The sequence below is a fragment of the Oligoflexus tunisiensis genome (assembly GCF_001748245.1).
Taxonomy (GTDB): domain Bacteria; phylum Bdellovibrionota_B; class Oligoflexia; order Oligoflexales; family Oligoflexaceae; genus Oligoflexus; species Oligoflexus tunisiensis.
The window spans coordinates 5,018,192-5,032,841 of record NZ_BDFO01000001.1; the positions used below are offsets into that span (position 1 = coordinate 5,018,192).

The window sequence follows — 14,650 nt, forward strand, 5'->3', positions numbered from 1 at the left end:
AATGTCAGGCCAACAGGAACCGATGGAGGAACTGTGTGACTGAAATAGGGGAAACCATGAAAACGGCCTTGTCTGGTCAGGAACGTCGACAGGAGATACGCTACAGCCTGTTCGGGGAACTCCCGGCCCGCATGATCAACATCACAACCGAGCAGGAACTGACCTGTCTCACGATTGATATTTCAACGCGCGGTATCGGCCTGCTGGTCAGCCCCAGTCCCGTGGAAGGTCAGGTCATTCGTGTGGAATTCACGGATCAAAGCCATCCGAGTCTGGATTTTGTCGTGCGACACGTCCATTCCGTGATGGATGACCCTGTGCATGGCTTTGAGAGCATGCGACGCTGTGGTCTGGAACTCCATGATGACAAAAAGTCGAATATCGATCTGATTGCATTTTTCGGCAGCATAGACTCCGTGATGATCGGAGACTGAGGAACAGGACTTTGTCAACCGCGCTTTACGACAAGATAGCCAACAAATCCGTGCATGTCGCGCTGATCGATCCTTTTCATGAATCACGCGTCGCCATAATCAAAGTCTTGCATAAACTGGGCTTCAAACATGTCATGATCTGCAAGTCTGTGCGGGACCTGGCGGACCGCATGCGCAAAACCAGGGTGGACTGGGTCCTTAGCACGCTTCTGGAAGAGCAGTCGATCAAGATGCCGATGTACCTGCATGGTCTCTATGATGATCATATGCATGACAAGATCCGTATCAGTTACCTTCTGACGGAAAAACAGCTGCCCCAGCTGCCGGAAGCCTTTGCCGATGGCCTTCTCTCCTGGTTTGACCTTTCCCGGATGGAAGATCAAAGGACCATTCAGGCCGATCTGGAGGAATTCTTCAACATCCTGAAGGATGCGCACGAGCGAAGTCTTCACGAAGCCTTCGTCGCTGCGGAATATTTCCGACGCTATTTGAAAAAGCACATGATCTGGGGTGAGCTGATCACCATGGAAAAGGCTCTCTGCAATAACTTCCCTTTGAAGTCAGAGAATCTTCTGTCCCTGGCCGAAGCCCATTTCCTGGCCGGTGAATACAACCGGGGCCGTCTGCTCGTGCAGCAGGCCCAGCAGATGGCCGTCGAATCCCTGGATCAGGCGATCGATGACCTTCTGAAAAAATTTCCCAAGGCCCTCCTCGAAAAACAGGGTTCCGTGGCGGAGCGCTTCGATATACGCACAGCCGTGATTATTGAGCGGGATGAACGGGAAGTGCAGATCCTCCGGCAGGCGTTGAAACGCATCGGAGTACCCACCGTGCGCGAGTACCCGACCTTCCAGGACGCGTGGGAGGCTCTTAAGACTCAGGAAGAGCCGAGCCTTATGATCACCGAGTGGAGTTCCCGCAAGGGTGATCTCAGTTCCGCGCAGTACCTGCAAAGGGTGCGTGGGCATGGTTTTCTGAAGCTGCCTGTGATCGTCATGATCAATAAGCTGCGGCCTCAGGAGGCGCAGCTGCTCAACGATGTGCATGCGATCCAGCTGATGCAGAAGCCTTTGCGCGAAGAGCATGCGGTGATGTCGATCGCGTTTGCCATCCAGCAGGCCAAAGTCCCGACGGAACGCAAACCGATCGAGCAGCAGATCGTGAATTGTTTGCAGACCGGCGACCGCGCGGATGCCTACTACCTGCGCAAGGTCTATCATGCCGACAGCAATATTCCGCCGAGCCGCAAGTACTATATCGAGGCGGTCTTCAACTACCATCATCACAACTACACGAAGGCGCGCAACTATCTGATCAAAGGCATCAAGCTCAGCACCACGGAAAAGGACAAGGACGAGGTCAAGCCCAACCTGGATAAGACCGTGCTCCTCGCCAAATGTCTCTTCCGCCTGGGTGACAAAAGCATTGCCATCCAGATGCTGGAAAAAGCCCGCGAACGTTCGCCCTATAATATTGCCATCCTCATGGCCCTGATGGAGATGAACTACGACGTCGGTAATGTCACGCAGGCCTCGGCCGCGATTGAGGAGGCCGAAAAAATCGATGCCGGCAACGCTCAGGTCATCCAGGCCGGCGCCAAGCTCTCGCTGCTGACCGGCAAGACCGATCAGGCCGCCCAGTTCCTCGCGCATATGGATAACCTGACCGAAATCATCACCCGCATGAACAACCAGGCTGTTTCCTTCATCCAGAGCGGCAACTTTCAAAAAGGAATCGAGCTTTATCTTTCCGCGATCAAATCGCTGCCGCCCAAGGAACAGGATTTCCTCGGGGTCGTGTACTACAACCTCGCGCTGGCCTTTTTGCGAAACGATGAGATCGACCCGGGTCTCGAAAATCTGCAGAAATCCACAAGCTATGAAAGCCGGGTGCATCGGCGCGCGGTGAGCCTTTCCAAGCGCATCGAGGAATCCAAGGCGGCCGGCCGCAAACTCAAATTTTCCAAAGTGGCGACAGGATCCGAAGAGGATCGCGAGTCCTACAAATTATTGGGTCTGATGGATGATCTCGTGGCTCACCGGCATCTGTCGGTGGCATTGCGGGGCCTCTACCGCTACGATCCGAACGGCAAAGCAGCGCTGGACGCGGATGAGGAAACGGAAAAGGAAGCATCCTAAGACAGCCAGCCGTGCAGATTCACTCCTAAGCGAAACCGCACAGCCATCCTCTGCGGACATTACTGACCGAAATGACGCACATAAGCGACGACGTTCTTGAGTTCCTCGTCATTGATGACGGCGCCCCAGGGAGCCATGGTGGGACTCAGGCCGACGGATGCGCCGCCTTCCTTGATTACCTTGGCAATATGAGCATCGTCAACCTTGGCTTGCCAGGCCTTATCGGTGAAATTCCGTGGCTTGGGATTCATGGCCAGAGCCGCAGGACTGTCGGCCTTGCCGTCGGTACCGTGACAGGCGACACAGTACAAATCATAAGTCGCCTTGCCCGGGACAGCCGCTGGAGCCGCAGCACCACCACCTGCACCAGCCTGCGTCGAGACTGCGGCGGCTTCCTGCTGCTGTTTTATAAAATGATTGTAGCCTTGTTTCGGACTGTAATCCTCTTTGGAGTTCCAGTCGCAGCCGGTAGCCAGCAGACAGGATACGGCTAGAGTGACAGGGGCAAGAATCGCGTTTCTCATGAAGTCTCCCAGCGAAAACGACTTAACACGAAACCGTCGGTACGACCTGAAGAATCCAGGTTGAGCCACGGGTTCGGGCCATCCACCTCTTGTGGTTGCCCTTGGGGTTTTAACACTGAGGCGATCGACTGACAAGCGTGCAGATGCGCAGGCCGTGCCTTTCTGAAAAGGCAGGCCTTCGCCGGCTGGGGATAAAAACCTGCGGGTAACGCTTAGGAACAGAGGTTGACGAAATCCACATTGAAGTTGAGATCGATGACATCCTGCAATGTGCCGTTGACAACCAGTGCGAGAATTTCCGTCACGCGCTGGTCCAAGCCCAGCGTGTTCAAGGATTGGGTGCCGCCGCGAACATTAACGCTGAACGGAGCATTGTTCATTGCGTTATAACCGTTGTCAGTTTTGGTCAGAGCCACCGGCACTTCCAGGGGCACTTTGAGGCCTGCGATATGCAGCGTGCCTTTCACCTTGATCGCGATGCTGTCACCGACAGCAACTGGCACCGTGAGGTTATCACCGCTCACCGATTCCAGGTTGAAGCTGAGGATGCCCGTCGCGGCCGTATTCGAGGCAGGACCTTCCGGATCGGAAGGAATATCGTGACCAAAAATATACTGGATGATGCGGTTATCCCGCACTTCACTGAAGGATTCCGTGGTCAAAGGACGGAAGTCGATTTTTGCGGTGGCGCCGTTCAAGGTTTGCCCGCTGCTATCCCGCTTGGGAAAGATGCAGCCGGCAAGATCGGTTGTGCCGATCACGGGAATTTCCGCAGTTGTATTGGTGGTCGTGCCTTTGTTGGCTCCCCAGGTAAAGTGGGCGCCTTTCGCCGAGGCCAGGATCATCTTGCCTGGCGTGCACTGATTTTTGTTAACGGATAAGGCGGGATCTTCAGCCAGAAATGCTTTTCCACCCGCATCCAAGGATGCGGACGACAAAGGTGCTTTGGGAGGTTCTCCCATACAGCCCTGTAGTATTATGTGAAATGACAAGAAAGCCCCAAGGAGTGTGGCCTTGTTCATGGAAAGATCCCTCGCTGTGTGGCACGGTCGCATAAAAGAGTGCCCTGGGTTTCATGCATCGTTTATTCCAAAAAACTGCACATGAATACATTCAATAAAAACAATAATTTAGATGTGATTTTACCCATCGTAAGACGCCCAAAACTGCGACACTGTCGACGAATTAAAAAACACCTTCCTGGACACAGGCCACGGCGTGTTCGCAATCCGTAAGTGGGACTGGCTGCTGGCATAAAGTCACGGCCAGAGGACAACGCAGCACCAGCGGGCAGCCGCTTGTTGGTTCCCGCAGCGTGGCCTCCTGGAAATCGGGAATCGGCTTCAAAAGCGGATCGCGGTAAAGTTTGGGTAAGGATTGGAGCAGGTAGTGCGTATAGGGATGCCGGGGGCTTTCCAGGACCGCACGCGCGGGTCCATACTCCATCCATTGCCCCGCATACATCACCCCCACCCGATGGGCGAGCGCGCGCACCGTGGTGATATCGTGGGAGATAAAGATGAGGGCAAAACCAAGCTCGGTTTGCAGACTCTGCAAAAGCTGCAGCACTCGCGCCTGGGTCATGCGGTCCAGAGCCGTGAGGGGCTCATCGCAGACCAGGACCCTGGGTCGCAAAAGGAGGGCCCGCAACAGGCAGATCCTTTGCTTCTGGCCGCCAGAGAGCTGATGCGGAAAGCGCTCCAGTATCTCCGCGGGAAGGTCGAGGCGTGGCAGCCAGGTCTTCAGTTCCTCTGCGGCAGCATCCCGGCCCAGGCCGAGGACCGTTCGCAACACCTCAGCGAGGGCGTTTCCCACTCGCAGCCGCGGATGAAGCGCCGCCGAAGGATCCTGAAACATCATTTGAATCCAGCGGGCACGTTCGAGACGCGACATGGTTTCCGGTTTTTTCCCGGCATAGAGGATCTGGCCGGAATCCGCTGTCAAAAGTCCGGTCAGAAGACGGGCGAGCGTGGATTTTCCACAGCCCGATTCGCCCACGATGCCGAGCACTTCACCGGCATGAAGCTGCAGGGAAAGCTGGCGAACAGCGGCATGCGCGGCGAATGTTTTCGAGAGACCCTGGGCTTCCAAAAGCAGCATGGTATCTCCCTCAATCTTTTTTTACGGCATGACAGGCCACGGCATGCTCCGCGGAACCGGACAGAGCGGCCTGTGTTTCGGAACAAATCGGCAGGACGTCCGGGCAATGAGCGGCATACGGACAGCCTTGTTTTCCAGGCTTTTCCTGCTGCCTCGGCGCCAGGAGCTGAGGCGTATAACCCATCCGTGGCAGCGCCGCGAGCATGGCCTTCGTGTAGGGATGCTTTGGATTTTCCATCAGCTGCGGGGTCGCTGCGAGTTCAATCAACTGTCCCTTATAAATGACCGCGATGCGTTCACACAGCTCAGCCACCAGCGCCAGATCATGGGAAATGAACAGGAGACCCAGCCGTTGTTCCCTTTGCAGAGCCTGCACCTCGCGCACCCACCTGGCCTGCAGCGTGACATCCAGGGCTGTGGTGGGTTCATCGGCAATAAGAAGATCAGGTTCCAGGAGCAGCGCCATGGCAAGAAGCAGACGCTGCCGCATGCCACCTGATAATTCATGAGGATAGGCGCGCAATATCGTGGCCGTGTCGGGCAGCCCTGCGCGCTGCAAACAAAGCTGAATGCGCGCGTCTTTTTCCTTGCGGCCCTCAGGACGTTGATGGAAGCGAAACACTTCCTCCATCTGCACGCGCACCCGTCGCACGGGATTCAAGGCCGCCAGCGCATCCTGAACGATAATCGCCATGCGTGATCCCCGCAGCTCATTCATGGCGCGCGGGGACAGCGTGCGAAGATCCTGACCTTGAAAACGCACGGCACCGCTTTGAATTCTCAGCTCCGGTTCCGGCAAAAGATTCATGGCCGCCAAAGCCGTCAGACTTTTGCCACTGCCCGATTCTCCAACGAGCCCCAGGCTCTGGCCACGCTCAAGGCGCAGCGAAAGATTCGGCACGAGCGTCTCCTCCGCACCACGCGGACGCCTGCGGATGATATGCAGATTTTCCAGTTCCAAAAGGGGAACTTCAGGCATGCCGCTTGACCTCCCGGGCTCGCTCCATTATAGCTGATTCGCGGAGGGATTTGGTATGAACCGGTTTTTGACCCTGGGCCTTCAGCCGGTCCTGGAAATACTGTATCAGGACAAGGCGCTGCTGGCCGTGAATAAGCCGGCTGGCCTTCTGTTTCACGGTTATACGAAGGGCCTGCCCATGCCTCTGGTCGATCAGATCAAGGCGGAGGTGCAGCCCTATGTCGGTGTTGTGCATCGCCTGGATCGGCCCGTTTCCGGTGTGGCTCTCTTCGCCCGCAACTCCAAAGTCGCGGGACGTTTGGGCGAGCAGTTTCAGCATCGGAGTCTGGATAAGATATACCTGACCCTTATTGAAGGTGAACCCGATGCTGAGTCTGCTGTGCTGGAGGATATTCTGGAAGCACCACCCTCGACGGATCGTCCTTCCAAAGGACCGCAGGCCTGCGTTTTAACCTATGTGAAGCTCAAGAGTGAAGATGGGCTCACGCTGCTGGCGATAAAACTCGGCACCGGGCGGCGTCATCAGATTCGCATGCAGCTCAGCCGTCGCGGTTGGCCCATCGTGGGTGACAAGGAATACGGAGCGCAGCGCATGGTGCCGGGAACCGAAGCTCTGGATCACCGCTTCAATCCCCTCGCCCTGCATGCGGCCCGCTTGCAATTCGAGCATCCCATGACGCAGGAACCCTTGCGGATTCAAGCGCCCCTGCCCTGGTATTGGCCTCAGGAATTTCTACTCGAAGCTCCGGACATAGCCGATGGCCCATCGTGATTCCTCTTCATCGAAGAGCACGTAATCATCGAGCCCTGGCTGCAGAAGGATGCCACCATAACTATAGACCATACTCACGGAGTCCAGCGGCGTGACCGTCCAGTTCACGGATACCGAGAGGGAATAGGCCTGATCCGGTTGATCGAAGATCGGCGGATCACCCGGGCCTTCATAGGTGACCGTGTGGTATTTGATTTCCGAATAGCTGGCGCCATAGGACAGCGTCCACTCCGGCAGGAATGTCCAGTTTCCGCTATGCCCGAAACCGCCGCTGAATTCAGGCAACGGCAGGCCGCCGCTCAGATCCTGCGGCTTGGTCGTATCATAGCGGCTCCACGTATAGCGGATGAAGGCGCTCAAAGCGAGATTGAACGTCTCAATTACGGGATAGGCCGCCGTCCAGCGGGCTTCCGGTTTACTGAAAACTTCATTGACCTGCGAGTTATGAGAAACCGGCAGCGTTGCGAGCAGACGCACGGTCCAACCAATCTTGGGGATCAGGGTCCGCGGATAGACATTGAAAGAGATCACGCTATCGGCGAGTTCAAACTCCCGCACTTCACTGTCCACGAAAAGGTTCTTTTCCACGCCTTGCGACAGCGAGAGCGAGTATTTCTCGGTGAACTTATAGGTGCCCGTTCCCGCAAACGACATCACGGGATCCCCCTGCACGAAGGGAACGGACAGGTCAGCGGACACGGAGGTGTCCCAGGCCCAGACCTCGGAATTGGTTATGGTAAGTAATATCATGGCCAAAGGTCCCCGATATTTCCCATGGCTCAGCGACACTCGGGTAACCTGCCTTCCGTGAGCAGTGCATAATTGCGATAGCTGTTCAAAACGCCGTTCAAATCCTGCGTAAAGTACATACCCGATGAATAAGGATTCTTGATCAATCCGGCGACATAGAAGTCCCCGTTATACCGCATGACCACCACCTGCGGCTCATCCACAAAATAGGCATCGGCACTGGCGTTGTACGTCGGCGTCAGCAGCGCCAGCCGCACATCGGTACTCGGTGCCGCACCCAGAGGATGCGTGGTGAGATCCACGTTGAAGGCCGCAGCAAAGGTCGCCCGCTTGAAGCAGGAGACGCGGGTCAGTTCGATCGCTCCGCGATTCCCTGTAAAGTCGAAGTAACTCGCGGCGTTGATCGCAAAATACGCCCGGCTCATATCACTGAAGCCGAGGTAATGCTGACCGGAGTTGATAAAGGAATCGGATAGCATGGTCTCAATGAATCCGCCGATCAAAAGGTCATCACGCAGCGGCACAAACGAAACCGGGACGCCGGCGTTGTTGGGATCGAGCGGGAAGGCATCGTTGCCCATGAAGAAACGGGCCGCATAGATCTTGTCCGCACCGATCCCGAGACGGGTGAGAGAACCCGAGAACGTATCATACTGATCGCGGAAACTGCGGTCGATATCACCTTGCTTGATAACAGCATTGTAGAAAGCGGCCGAAAGTTTCACCGATTGCCTCAGATCCAGCTGGATGGCATTGGTGAAGGCATCGGGCAGTACCGGGTTCAGGCCTTCAATACCAGCCAGGCTCGCGGTCACCTGAGGCAACGTAAAGGTCAGCTGATAGAGGTTCACAAAGCGCTTGATATCAAACATGGTCATGAACACGGAACCATAATAGGAACCCGTGTTCCAGTAGGCGCGACCATAGCGGAAGTTCCGCATATGATAAGCTTCATCGTAGTTGTTGATCATGCTGACCAGAATTTCCGAAGGCGAAGTGCCAATGTCGAACTGGTTGCAAAGCGGGTTCTGGAAAACATGGTCATCGGTACAGTAAAGATAGGGGAAGGCTCCCGCCGCTTTAGGCAAGTCCTTCGCTCCGTTGGAATACGCATAAACCATGGCGGCCTTGTCATAGGCCTCCCAGTCATAGGCGAGGCCCAGCTCGTCCTTCAAATTCAGATAATCCATCACGGAAGACGTCACCAGCAACTTCGGGTCAGTGGCTGTGGCGCGTTCAATTCCGGCATCCACGGTTCCATAGAAATTATGGCGAAGATTCAGGTTATGACCGAATTCATGAATGGCCACACGATAAAGGATGTCGTTGATGGCCTTTTCCGTATCCACGGCTTTGAGCACGGGACCAAGACCGACAAACATGTCTTCATTCATGTTCCAGATGGTCGAGAAGGCCTGCGCCCGGGGACCGGACATCCGCAGCTCATGCTCCTTCAACTTGTCCGCGACGGCCTTTTCGGTCCTGCTGACGATCGCTTCCAGATCGGGGTAATTCTGCAAGCGGAAGTTCTGCAGCTTTTCAAGGTTCTTGCTGGCACCGAGGATTTCCATCGGCGTGTCATGAGCTGCGAAAGGACTGCCGGGGTTGCCATAGGTAAACTCAGGAAGCAGGAAGCGATAGAGCGTGGCGTAACGGGTGTCCGCCAGGAACGAGGAGGTGGAACTCCAGTTCTGCGCTTCCTGACCCAGCGATTTTTTCATCTCGCGATAGATCGGCGAAATATCGGCCCGGACCGGTTCATTGGCTTCATAGTCCTTGAGGCGCTGGATGTAATACTTCATATCACTGATCCAGACCACACTCGTCGACGAGATGATTTCACCCGTCAAAGGATGCGCGCTGCTCGGGCCATAACCGAAAGGAGCCTGGAAGTCGGCTTCCTCGACGAAATGGACGAAGCTGTAGCGGATATCCCCGAACTTCTGCTTGCCGTCGGGTTCCTTGATTTCAAAACGGAGCTTCAAACCGTTCTTTTCAAAGACCGCGTTGGTCCGCTGGATGATACCGATCTTGGGATCGTTATAGATCCACTTATACTTATCCGGGAAACTTTCCGTGAAATAGATCGTCTGAACCTTGCTGTCATCCCAGCGGTTCATCAGGAAAGTATTCTTGGGGCGGCCCAGGTCATCGATGCCCTGGACGATGGTTTGGAAGTAGCCGTATTTTTTCATCAGAGGATCGTCTTCGCCCGTATAAACATAGGGCTTGTACGAACTTTCCTTCTCCTGCATGAACGAATACTTATAGTGCATCGTATGCGTGAAGTCCGAACGGAAATACTGCGGGTAGGTGATACAGAGAGGGTTCACCTGGTAATCCACGGCCACCACGAAGTTGATGGCGCCCGCCTCGATTTCCTGAGAGTCGTCGACGAGGCGCGAGCTGCGCCTGGTCCAGCAGGTCTCGTCGATTTGAAAGGGGAAGCTGGCCGATTCGGCAATCACGGCACTTTCCCAATTGACCTTGAAGAAGCGCTTTTGATCAAAAGGAATGAGGTCGTTTTCAGTTTCGACGTTGCTGACACGACCGCCGCTTACTTTTTGCGTGTAGTCACTGTGTTCGATGGTCCACTGATTAAGCACGCGATCGGTGACGTTGGGACCTTTGTAAGGATCCGTGAGATTCAGATACTGCAGGTGATCCTTGGTGAACTTAAAGTAACCCAGCGTGACTTCGGACTGCAGACCGACGAATCCAAAGGCGCTATTCGAACCGTTATTGACGACTGTGACCTTGCCCAGCCAGGGCTTGCCGGTCTCAAAGTCGGCTTTGGCCCAGCGGTTGCCTTCCGTGTCCACCTTCCGTTCGACCGGTCTTTTCCGGGCGCAGCCGGTGGAAACCAAAGTCATCGGAATGACAAGGCCAAGAATTAGGGCTGAAACTCGCATGTCCCGTATCCTCCGCATATTTTTCAAGGCTTCCGCATTCCGACGCTTAACCAGGTGCGTGTAGCATCATGGGTAAAACCGTAAACTGAGTTATCAATCACGAGCAAAAGGCGATTCGGCGTCACCGTCGTATCGATCACGGCTTCACAGGTGGGCTGCACTTCTCCGTTGACGATACTGCAATCATAGGCCGGCTCGGCCGGACGGTTATTCAAAGTGCGATCCATGAGGAGGAGCAGGGCTTTCCCGGTTTCATCCACCGTTGCGTAACTGGCAAAGGAATCACCCAGCTTGCGAGTCCCGATCGTTCCGCCAAAGGCCTGCGGGCCGGCATACGCGCCAAGGGCTTTAAAGGCCCTGGGCGTGGCCTGGGGCGAGGTGTCTGAATCCCAGGCAACCGCGAAGTTGGCCTTATCATAGTAAAAGAAGCGCAGACCAGCTTCGTCTTGAAAGCCGAGGGATGGACCGAGCCGCGTTTCAACCGTGGCCCGTCGGCTTTGGAAGGTCAGACCTCCAATGGATTGGTTATGCAGAATGGGGTCAACAAGTGGCGCGAAAAATTGCTGAGGCTGCGAGAAGTAGATGAAACCGATCGGCAGATTTGCGGTCTTCGACAGATAGATCCCGCCGCGCCTGTAGTCGAGCATATAAAACGAATCATCCTCATTCAGCTGACAGGTGAGGGATTTTTCACAGTCATAGGTATTGGGATCCTTGTTTTCGAAGGCCGCGCCCAGGGACAGCATGAAGGCACGCAAATCCATCAAGGTTCCAATCCGGTTGACCATCGGCTCGCCAACGGTCACTTCACCATAGGGTTCCGGAAGTTTCAGCTTGCCGCCATAACCTTCCTGAATTCCGATCTGGAAAGGCACCGGATCCGTACCGGCGCTCCAGGCGACCACGATATGTTCCTGGAAGAAATCGATGCCCTGATTGCTGCCGTAATACACCAGCGTATTCATGGCTTCGCTATAGGATGTATTCATCGTAATGCCAGCCACGCTCGTCCCAAATACAATCGGTTCCACGATGTTTTTGTTACGGCGGCGTTCCGCTTCTTCAGGGTCCAGGGTTTGGAGCTTCCCTTCCACAATTCCACCGTCAGGCTTCGTCGGCAGCAGAGGCTTCACCGGCACAGCATCCGCGCTGAGAACCGCGGCGACGTATTCGCCTTGCGTCTGGTTCTTGGCCTTTTTCGAACAGGTACTCACGACCACGAGGCACATGACCGCGATGGGCAGTTTCGGGAAAAGCATAAACCCTCCGTTTCGCACCCTATCGGCTGAAATAAAGATTTTCTTGAGTAAATTTATAAATTTAGAAGAAGATTGAGATTATCCAGCGAAAATGATTGTGCTTCTGCTTCCCTGCAAAAGCCAATCTTTCGTGTTACTTACCGGGGGAAAGAGTTATGGATGCTTGCGACCGGCAGCCATTTCACTCAGCAGTCCATCCTGGATCTGCATCGCCTGAGCGCTGGCGAGGTCACTAAAGATCTGCTCAGCCAACTCAGGAAAACCATTATGTCGAACGGAGAGACGCGTGATGGTGATCAGTGTGCTGCCTCCTTCCTCATGACCCATGGTCATGGTCGTGGTGTTATAAAATTTGAAATCGGGATGGCTCGCGCCGATCAGGTGCTCGGCGCTGAGGTTGATGTCCGGATTGCCGTCTTCCAAGGGATAGCTTCTCAGCTCCGTCCTGCGCTCCAGTGAAAAGGAAATGCGAGCGGAGGTTTCAACCTGGGCGCGGTAGGATAAATGCCATGGTCCCGTATCGGGATCATCCTGGGACTTTGGATCAGCCAGCACTGTGCCTTCCAGATGAACGTAGGGAAAGCGGCTGGCCGCCACCATAAAAGTGGGGAGGCTGGCCTTGCGGACCGCTTGAGGATCCAATGGGACACGAAAGGCCGTGAGATATGTGACCCGGGTGAAGCCATCGGCTTCATGCTCCAGGTCAAGCTTGATCGACCGTGGAGCGTCCCCGACATGGCCCGCATAACGGTCGATCCGGTCCAGCATCTCATGGGGCTTTCCATCATCACAAAGCAGAGTCAGATCCACATAAAAATCAGTCGTCAGAGCCAGCCTTTCAGCCTGCGCGCAGAAGTCCTCTTTCAGGTCTGCGCGCAGGGCTGTGTCTTCCTGCGAGAGATCCGGGACGTCCTCCCAGGTCTGCACCGGCTCGGAAGCAAAGAAACGTGGGCCTTCCGCTTTTTTACTGCAGGCCGTCAGGATCAGAGCTGCCGTGATGAAAACCTGGGCGTACGTCATGGCTCGCCCCTTATTGCTTGAGGCCGTTATACATGCCATCGGCGGCATGCTGGGCGATTTCCTGGATCGCGCTCGTGGCGGTCGCAGGGAAGCCCTGATTGCTCAACACAAAGTGCAGAACTGTCACGATCACAGACCCACCTTTGCCATCGTTGAACGAAACATTCAACATCACCGAGCGTGTGTAGCTGTTGTTGCCACTGGCGGTCAGGTGTTCCACACCAAAACCAAGTTCCTCGTTGCCATCCTGAACCTGATAAAGGTTATATTGGGTGGTCCGCTGACTTTCGAGCGTCAGGTTCTGAGTTCCCTTGATGGCCAGGTCATAGTTAATATCCACTGACCACTGATGCAGCGCGGAATCCAGAGGATCCGTGCGCGGGGTTGCGGCCGATTTCAAATCGACCTCCGCCGATGCATAGTCCTTGGCGATATAGTTATAGATCGGCCGGCTTTTGACATCAAAAGGCCGGATGGGCACGCGGAAACTCCAGGCGATCAGGAACTCGGAGCGATCACCTTCGGGATCGTGCTCCGCCTGCAAAAGCTTGAGCTTGTAGGCACCGGGTGCCTGGTTGAGAGCTTCCGTGCGGAAGTCCAAAAACTCCTTGCTTGGCTTTCCGTTCAGACAGAAAAAGGAAATTTCCTCTTTCACGTCGGTGCGGAGCTTCAGGCCATTCACACTGTCACAGTAAAGCTTGGGATAATCAATCCCTGCGGTTGCAGTCCCGGTGGCGTTCCCGTCGCCGGTGACAGCAGCTGGCTCGGAGCCTTCCGCACCACCACCTCCTCCACCGCCACCACCGCAGTAGGTTGTACCCAGAGCCAGAAACAGGACAGAAACCATCGACTTGTGTGCTTGCATGATCCTTCTCCTTAGTTGGATGCCTTACTGACCAAAAACTCTCCCAACATTCGGGCCGTCCCGATGTTCAAATTACTTAATGTGGCCTTCATACGATCTGTATCGATCCGATTCTTAATGATGATATCCGTGATGAAGACGAAATAGGACTGGCCGTCCTCTCCCTTGATACCGATCGTCAGACCCTGAGCCTTGTGATAGAACTCATTTTTATCCACATCCAGAAGATGCTCGGTGGACACCACGATATCGCGGTTGGTTTCATTGAGCAGATAGGAATTGAATTCCATGCGGCGCTTATCAAACAGACTGGCTTTGTTGGCCAGACGCAAATCATAGTTCAGCACCACCTGCTCCAGACTGCCTTTGCCTGGGAAAGGTTTGCGGGATTCCACCGTGACAAAAATTTCCGAACCGCTTTCCTTGATACCAGCGGCCAGAATATCATGCGGCTTCAGATCCGCGAACTCGGATGGGCTTTTCAAAGGGGCTTTGATCGCGTAGATCATGGTCATCTCCGTGTCGAAATTCGGATTGGTTTTCGACTTGAGAAGATTGACCGCGGGCTCGCCTGTCCCGGCAAAAGCCTTGGCCATGGTCTCCTTGAAAAGCGCTGTCGTCTTGGAGCCGTCACAGATCAATTTGAACTGCTCGGAAAAATCGGCTTTTTTCGCCGCAGCCGTGACCTTGGGCCCCTCTTCACAAAGAAGCTGTTCCGGCCCGCGGTTATCGACTGCGGGAGCAGCGTCCACCGTGCGGGTGGGGGCTTCCACAACCGGAGCATTGGTCCCTGCGGCATTACTCGAATCAAAGGCCTTCGGCGCGGCCGTACAGGACACCATCAGGGCGAAGCCCGAAACGAAAACAAGTTTGTTAGCCTTGCGTGACATGACATGA

Annotated in this window: 13 protein-coding genes; 3 read left to right on the forward strand and 10 right to left on the reverse strand. The window is 55.1% G+C overall.

Annotation, left to right across the window (positions count from 1 at the left end; genetic code table 11):
• The first annotated feature begins 35 nt into the window (after nt 1–35).
• Both OLTU_RS20645 and OLTU_RS20650 read left to right on the forward strand, forming a co-directional pair.
• Complete coding sequence (locus tag OLTU_RS20645; protein ID WP_176736813.1) at nt 36–434, forward strand: PilZ domain-containing protein; 399 nt, start codon at nt 36–38, stop codon at nt 432–434.
• An 11-nt stretch (nt 435–445) separates the two neighbouring features.
• On the forward strand, nt 446–2,572 hold the full coding sequence (locus OLTU_RS20650) for a tetratricopeptide repeat protein (protein ID WP_141734642.1): 2,127 nt from the start codon (nt 446–448) through the stop codon (nt 2,570–2,572).
• 59 nt (nt 2,573–2,631) lie between these two features.
• Here OLTU_RS20650 and OLTU_RS20655 read toward each other — a convergent pair whose 3' ends face one another.
• The 4 genes from OLTU_RS20655 to OLTU_RS20670 all read right to left on the reverse strand — a co-directional run bounded on the left by OLTU_RS20655 (nt 2,632) and on the right by OLTU_RS20670 (nt 6,175).
• On the reverse strand, nt 2,632–3,096 hold the full coding sequence (locus OLTU_RS20655) for a c-type cytochrome (RefSeq protein WP_141734643.1): 465 nt from the start codon (nt 3,094–3,096) through the stop codon (nt 2,632–2,634).
• 212 nt (nt 3,097–3,308) lie between these two features.
• A complete protein-coding gene (locus tag OLTU_RS20660) occupies nt 3,309–4,034 on the reverse strand; it encodes a hypothetical protein (RefSeq protein ID WP_218110165.1) in 726 nt (241 codons plus the stop codon).
• Between the two features lie 247 nt (nt 4,035–4,281).
• Nucleotides 4,282–5,196, reverse strand: coding sequence for an ABC transporter ATP-binding protein (locus OLTU_RS20665; protein WP_141734645.1), 915 nt, complete (start codon nt 5,194–5,196; stop codon nt 4,282–4,284).
• A 10-nt stretch (nt 5,197–5,206) separates the two neighbouring features.
• Nucleotides 5,207–6,175, reverse strand: a complete 969-nt coding sequence (locus tag OLTU_RS20670) for an ABC transporter ATP-binding protein (RefSeq protein ID WP_141734646.1) — start codon at nt 6,173–6,175, stop codon at nt 5,207–5,209.
• Between the two features lie 55 nt (nt 6,176–6,230).
• Between OLTU_RS20670 and OLTU_RS20675 the strand changes: the two genes are divergently transcribed.
• On the forward strand, nt 6,231–6,947 hold the full coding sequence (locus OLTU_RS20675; RefSeq protein ID WP_141734647.1) for an RluA family pseudouridine synthase: 717 nt from the start codon (nt 6,231–6,233) through the stop codon (nt 6,945–6,947).
• On the opposite strand, the gene OLTU_RS20680 is transcribed toward OLTU_RS20675, so the two are convergent.
• The 6 genes from OLTU_RS20680 to OLTU_RS20705 all read right to left on the reverse strand — a co-directional run bounded on the left by OLTU_RS20680 (nt 6,909) and on the right by OLTU_RS20705 (nt 14,643).
• Entirely contained in the window at nt 6,909–7,697 is a 789-nt protein-coding gene (locus OLTU_RS20680; protein WP_141734648.1) for a hypothetical protein, read from the reverse strand. The genes OLTU_RS20675 and OLTU_RS20680 overlap by 39 nt on opposite strands.
• 29 nt (nt 7,698–7,726) lie before the next feature.
• A complete protein-coding gene (locus OLTU_RS20685; RefSeq protein WP_176736814.1) occupies nt 7,727–10,609 on the reverse strand; it encodes a zinc-dependent metalloprotease in 2,883 nt (960 codons plus the stop codon).
• Between the two features lie 23 nt (nt 10,610–10,632).
• Complete coding sequence (locus OLTU_RS20690) at nt 10,633–11,868, reverse strand: hypothetical protein (RefSeq protein ID WP_141734650.1); 1,236 nt, start codon at nt 11,866–11,868, stop codon at nt 10,633–10,635.
• 153 nt (nt 11,869–12,021) lie between these two features.
• A complete protein-coding gene (locus OLTU_RS20695) occupies nt 12,022–12,888 on the reverse strand; it encodes a hypothetical protein (protein WP_141734651.1) in 867 nt (288 codons plus the stop codon).
• Nucleotides 12,889–12,898: 10 nt separating this feature from the next.
• Entirely contained in the window at nt 12,899–13,753 is an 855-nt protein-coding gene (locus OLTU_RS20700) for a hypothetical protein (RefSeq protein ID WP_141734652.1), read from the reverse strand.
• Between the two features lie 11 nt (nt 13,754–13,764).
• Nucleotides 13,765–14,643, reverse strand: a complete 879-nt coding sequence (locus tag OLTU_RS20705) for a dihydrofolate reductase family protein (protein WP_141734653.1) — start codon at nt 14,641–14,643, stop codon at nt 13,765–13,767.
• Nucleotides 14,644–14,650: the final 7 nt, after the last annotated feature.

What these genes read in the sequence shown, in the direction of transcription:
- OLTU_RS20655 (WP_141734643.1), bottom strand. Translation starts at nt 3,096, where the DNA reads ATGAGAAACGCGATTCTTGCCCCTGTCACTCTAGCCGTATCCTGTCTG.
- OLTU_RS20665 (WP_141734645.1), bottom strand. Translation starts at nt 5,196, where the DNA reads ATGCTGCTTTTGGAAGCCCAGGGTCTCTCGAAAACATTCGCCGCGCAT.
- OLTU_RS20670 (WP_141734646.1), bottom strand. Translation starts at nt 6,175, where the DNA reads ATGCCTGAAGTTCCCCTTTTGGAACTGGAAAATCTGCATATCATCCGC.
- OLTU_RS20675 (WP_141734647.1), top strand. Translation starts at nt 6,231, where the DNA reads ATGAACCGGTTTTTGACCCTGGGCCTTCAGCCGGTCCTGGAAATACTG.
- OLTU_RS20680 (WP_141734648.1), bottom strand. Translation starts at nt 7,697, where the DNA reads ATGATATTACTTACCATAACCAATTCCGAGGTCTGGGCCTGGGACACC.
- OLTU_RS20685 (WP_176736814.1), bottom strand. Translation starts at nt 10,609, where the DNA reads ATGCGAGTTTCAGCCCTAATTCTTGGCCTTGTCATTCCGATGACTTTG.
- OLTU_RS20690 (WP_141734650.1), bottom strand. Translation starts at nt 11,868, where the DNA reads ATGCTTTTCCCGAAACTGCCCATCGCGGTCATGTGCCTCGTGGTCGTG.
- OLTU_RS20695 (WP_141734651.1), bottom strand. Translation starts at nt 12,888, where the DNA reads ATGACGTACGCCCAGGTTTTCATCACGGCAGCTCTGATCCTGACGGCC.
- OLTU_RS20700 (WP_141734652.1), bottom strand. Translation starts at nt 13,753, where the DNA reads ATGCAAGCACACAAGTCGATGGTTTCTGTCCTGTTTCTGGCTCTGGGT.
- OLTU_RS20705 (WP_141734653.1), bottom strand. Translation starts at nt 14,643, where the DNA reads ATGTCACGCAAGGCTAACAAACTTGTTTTCGTTTCGGGCTTCGCCCTG.